Source organism: Nocardioides sp. J9 (assembly GCF_007829375.1).
Classification (GTDB): domain Bacteria; phylum Actinomycetota; class Actinomycetes; order Propionibacteriales; family Nocardioidaceae; genus Nocardioides.
The window spans coordinates 24,551-29,003 of record NZ_VLJQ01000080.1; the positions used below are offsets into that span (position 1 = coordinate 24,551).

6 protein-coding genes are annotated in these 4,453 nt (G+C 72.1%); 1 reads left to right on the forward strand and 5 read right to left on the reverse strand.

Annotated elements, in window-relative coordinates; all coding sequences use genetic code 11:
• Positions 1 to 184: 184 nt before the first annotated feature.
• The 4 genes from L615_RS13500 to L615_RS13515 form a co-directional block, all read right to left on the reverse strand.
• On the reverse strand, positions 185 to 571 hold the full coding sequence (locus L615_RS13500; RefSeq protein WP_145725388.1) for a glyoxalase/bleomycin resistance/extradiol dioxygenase family protein: 387 nt from the start codon (positions 569 to 571) through the stop codon (positions 185 to 187).
• An 84-nt stretch (positions 572 to 655) separates the two neighbouring features.
• The gene (locus tag L615_RS13505; RefSeq protein WP_028656950.1) at positions 656 to 871 is read right to left on the reverse strand and encodes a hypothetical protein; all 216 of its coding nucleotides are present in this window, start codon (positions 869 to 871) and stop codon (positions 656 to 658) included.
• A gap of 183 nt (positions 872 to 1,054) precedes the next feature.
• The gene (gene cls, locus L615_RS13510; protein WP_145725389.1) at positions 1,055 to 2,527 is read right to left on the reverse strand and encodes a cardiolipin synthase; all 1,473 of its coding nucleotides are present in this window, start codon (positions 2,525 to 2,527) and stop codon (positions 1,055 to 1,057) included.
• A gap of 487 nt (positions 2,528 to 3,014) precedes the next feature.
• On the reverse strand, positions 3,015 to 3,194 hold the full coding sequence (locus L615_RS13515; protein WP_145725390.1) for a hypothetical protein: 180 nt from the start codon (positions 3,192 to 3,194) through the stop codon (positions 3,015 to 3,017).
• Positions 3,195 to 3,330: 136 nt separating this feature from the next.
• On the opposite strand from L615_RS13515, the gene L615_RS13520 reads away from it, so the two are divergent.
• Positions 3,331 to 3,591 (forward strand): metal-sensitive transcriptional regulator, encoded by a 261-nt coding sequence (locus tag L615_RS13520; RefSeq protein WP_028656953.1) that lies wholly within the window; start codon positions 3,331 to 3,333, stop codon positions 3,589 to 3,591.
• A 267-nt stretch (positions 3,592 to 3,858) separates the two neighbouring features.
• On the opposite strand, the gene L615_RS13525 is transcribed toward L615_RS13520, so the two are convergent.
• On the reverse strand, positions 3,859 to 4,453 hold a 595-nt coding region (locus tag L615_RS13525), incomplete at its 5' end, for a DICT sensory domain-containing protein (RefSeq protein WP_222430555.1).

Sequence of the window (4,453 nt, forward strand, 5' to 3'; positions counted from 1 at the left end):
GCGCTAGCGAGGAGCCTCGAAACCTCCGGGCCTTGGTGGCGGGCTGTGGTGGGCACAGCCCGGTGCAGCAGGGGCCACTGGTTTCGAGGCTCGGCGCTAGCGCGCCTCGCACCTCAACCAGCGGCGGTGGGCGTGCTGCACGACGCCTCGCACCTCAACCAGCGGCGTACGGCGGGGAGGGCGGTCAGGGCTGGTTGAGGAACCAGCGGTGGCCGAAGGGGTCGCGGAAGGAGGCGACGCGGCCGGCGGGCGGGGCGTCCTCGGGGCCGCGGTCGAGCTTGGTGCCCGAGGCGGTGACGCGGGCGCAGACGTCGTCGACGTCGCCGACCGTGAGGTGCAGGGTGACGGGCAGGCCGCGGTCGCCCCTGGGCGCCTCGGCGTGCAGCTCGGGCCACTCGTCGGACATCATCCAGCGCGCGCCGTTGACGGCGAGCTCGACGTGGCCGACCTTGCCGTTCGGCATCTCGATCGGGGGGAAGACCACCGCAGCGCCGAGGACGTCGCGGTACCAGTCGATCGCGGCGCGGGCGTCGGCGACGTGGAGGTACGGGACCAGCTGTGAGGCAGGCATCAGCCCATTGTGTCCCGGACTCCGGTCGTCGGCTAACCGCGCGTCCGCGTCAGGGGCGGGTGCGCGCCGGGTGCAGGGGCCGGGTCAGCGCTCGGTGAAGCAGACCAGGCAGGAGCGCGGGTCGTGCTGGATGTTGCTCGCGTGGAGGCGGTCCGCACGGCCCAGGAGGTCGTCGAGGGCGCGCTCGGAGGCGGCGATCTCGAGGATGGCCTGCTCGAGCTCCGCCGGCATCCGGGTGGCGGCGTGCTGCGGTGCGGCGTCGGCGTAGGCGATGTCGTCCGTGACTGGAATGGCGCTCATGGGTTCCCTCCCCATCCATGCCCGAGATCCTGCTGGCTCATCGAGCATTACGGCTGCGCACAGCGGCCCGCAATGGTAAGGAGGCAGGTCCGGCCGAGAGATTCGGGGTGATGGCCCGATCGGGCTAGACGGTCGGGACGACCGTCCCGGTGGGCCGGCGCCGGCCGCTGCCGGCTCAGGGGGTCACTGCAGGGCGGCGGTCAGGCGCATCACGTTGTCGACGTACCGCGCCCCGCGGGAGCGCTCGCCCCACTCGGCGAGGGTCAGCTCGGTCGACAGCGCGCGGTAGGAGTCCTGCACCTCGCGCAGCCGCTCGACGACGTTGCGGTCGGGCAGCATCAGCGACACCTCGTAGTTGAGGCCGAAGGAGCGCATGTCCATGTTGCTCGACCCGATCACTGCGACGTCGTCGTCGATCGTGAAGTGCTTGGCGTGCAGCACGAACGGCGCGGGGTAGCGGAAGATCCGCACCCCGGCCTCCAGCAGGCCGCGGTAGTACGACGCCTGGGCGTGTCCGACCATGAACTGGTCGGACACCTCGCTGACGAACAGCTCGACCTCGACCCCGCGCTCGGCGGCCGTGGTGACGGCGTAGAGCAGCGACTCGTCGGGCACGAAGTACGGCGAGGTCAGGGAGATCCGCCTCGTCGCCGCGTAGATGAGCGTCGTGAACATGCGCAGGTTGTTCTCCGCCACCAGGCCCGGGCCGCTGGGGACGACCTGGCAGGGGACGTCGAGCACCTCGTCGGGGCGGACGTCGGGCTCGCCGAGGACGGCCACCAGCTCGACGACCTCACCGGTCTCGACGTACCAGTCGGAGGCGAAGACCGCGTTGAGCCCACCGACGACCGGCCCCTCGAGGCGCACCATCAGCTCCACCCACTCGCGGCCGAGCTTGTGGTTGCGCGGGTTGTTGTAGCCGGGCTCGGTGAGGTTGAGCGAGCCGGTGAACCCGACCGCGCCGTCGACGACCAGGATCTTGCGGTGGTTGCGCAGGTCCGGGCGGCGGAACCGCCCGCGCAGCGGCTTGATCGGCAGCATCGGGTGCCACTGGATGCCGGTGCCGCGCAGCCGCTTCAGCATCCGTCGGTAGCCCTTGAGCCGGCGCGAGCCGAGGTGGTCGAAGAGCAGGCGTACGTCGACGCCGCGCTCCGTCGCGCGCACGAGGGACTGGAAGAGCGGGTCGGTCACCTCGTCCCACGCGGTGATGTAGAACTCCACGTGCACGTGGCTGCGCGCCCGGTCCACCTCGCGGGCCATCTCCTCGATGACGCCCTGGTAGTCCGGCCACAGCTGCACCTCGTTGCCGCCGGTGAGGGGGAGTGCGCCGAGGTGCCGGTTGAGGTCCGCGACCCGCGAGATCTGCGGCGGCAGCTGGGTCTGGTCGAACGACATCGGCAGCTGCTCGGCCCGCTCGCGGATCGCCGCGATCGCCCGCTTCTGCCGCGAGATCCGGCGGTTGCCCAACCGCGTGCGCCCGAAGAGCAGGAAGATCGCGAAGCCGATGATCGGCTCGACCATGATCAGCAGCAGCCACGCCATGCCCGTCGACGGCTTCCGGTTGCCGGGGATGATGCCCAACGCGACGAGCCGCAGCACCACCTCGAGCCCCAGGACGAACCAGCCGAGCGCCGACGTCGGCACGGGGAGTTCCATGGGGCGAAGGATAGGGGTGCTGCTGGGCCGGGGAGTGGAGTCCCGGGGGCCACTGGTTTCGAGGCTCGGCGCTGGGGCGCCTCGCACCTCAACCAGCGGCGGAGGGCTCGGTGCGGGCGGCTTCGCGCCTCGGCCAGCGGCAGGCGGGTGGCGCCGTACTCCCGGTGGTTGAGGTGCGACAAGCGCCGCCTGACCCGGTGGTTGAGGTGCGACGAGCGCTAGCGAGGAGCCTCGAAACCTCCGGGCCTGCGAGGCGGGCTGTGCCGGGCACAGTCCGGTGCAGCGGGCCACTGGTTTCGAGGCTCGGCGCTAGCGCGCCTCGCACCTCAACCAGCGGCGGAGGGGTCGGTGCGCGCGCCTCGCACCTCAACCAGCGGCGGATGGCTCCGTGCGCGCGCCTCGCACCTCAACCATCGGCAGGCCGCGGCGTCGTACTCCCTCCGGGGCCTGCGAGGCGGGGTGTGCCTTCAACCAGCGGCAGGTGTGATCAGAGGCGGAAGAGGCGGCGGAGGAGGCTGCCGGCGGTCGGCTGGGCGGACGACGTGGAGGCGGGGTGACCGGGGCACCACTGGTCGGCGGGGACGCCGGCCTTGACCGACGCGACGTGCTGGCCGCAGCCGGCCCAGGTGGTATTGCCGCAGGTGCGGCAACGGGTGGGGCGGCACATGGCGGGCCTCCTGGTCCTTCGTGCGGTGCTTGATGCTGAACCCCCCGGGGGGTTACGCTGGTTACCGTAACAGATCCCCCCAAGGGGGTTTCGAATCCGCGATGACCGGCAGGGGCTGCCGGTCCAGGAGGACGTCATGAAGCTCGACCCGGACGAGGTCAAGGCGATCACCACCCGCCTCAAGCGGGCGAACGGGCACCTGGCCTCGGTGATCCGGATGCTCGAGGAGGGCGCCGACTGCGAGGATGCGCTGATGCAGCTCGCGGCCGTCAACAAGGCGATCGGGCGCGGGGGCTACGCGCTCGTCGCGACCGGGCTGCAGAAGTGCCTCGTCGAGGGTGGTCCGGACAGCGTGGACGCGAAGAAGATGGAGAAGCTCTTCCTCGCCCTGGCCTGAGCACCCCGCCGGGCCGGGGGACCGGGACCCTCGCAAGCGAGGTCTCGACGCGGAAGGTGTGACCGCGGTTCCATGGGTGCACGGGAACCGGGAGGGTCCCGATGCTTGCGACCGGCCACCGGGGAGGGCAGGGAGCCGTGATCTCCGCCGGTCGCACCGGCTGCTGATGTACCCCACTTCCGGCAGCCACCCGCGTGCCCCGCTGCAGCCGTCTTGTGTCCCACACGGCTGCAGCGGGGCACCCGCGTGCTTCCCGCTGGTTGCGGGTCAGAGGGACAGGCGGTCGACGTACGCGACGACGCGGTTGAACAGCGCGGTGACCGCGGACGGCGTGGTCGTGCGCGGTGCAGGGGCCTCGGCGAGCTCGTAGAGCAGTGGCCGGGCGGCCAGCACGCCGGCGCGCTCCGCGACCGAGGCGGCGMCCCGGGCGGCGTCGCGCACCGCCACCGGGTCGACGGTCCAGATCGCCTCGAAGACGCGCTCCCGGTCGGGCACATCGGTCTGGCCGGGCAGCTCCCACGCCGCCAGGCAGGCGGTGCTGTCGGCGGCGTCGCACACGACCGACCACTCGCGCACCATCGGTGCGTCCTCGGCGAGGGTGGCGCGGATCGGACCGCTCGCCTCGTCGGCGGTGTCGGGCCAGTGGTCGGCGAAGACGATCGCGGCGCGCGCGACGCGGGAGAGCTCGGTCCAGCGCGGCGCGGACGGCTTGTAGAACGACGAGCGCTGGAAGGCGCCGAAGAGGACCGGCTGGTCGGCGACCGCGCAGCACTCGTCCTCGATCGCCCACGAGAGCGCGATCAACGTCGCCTTGCGCAGGCGGTGGGTGGCCAGGGTGGGGTGGCGGCGGCGCAGCTCGGCG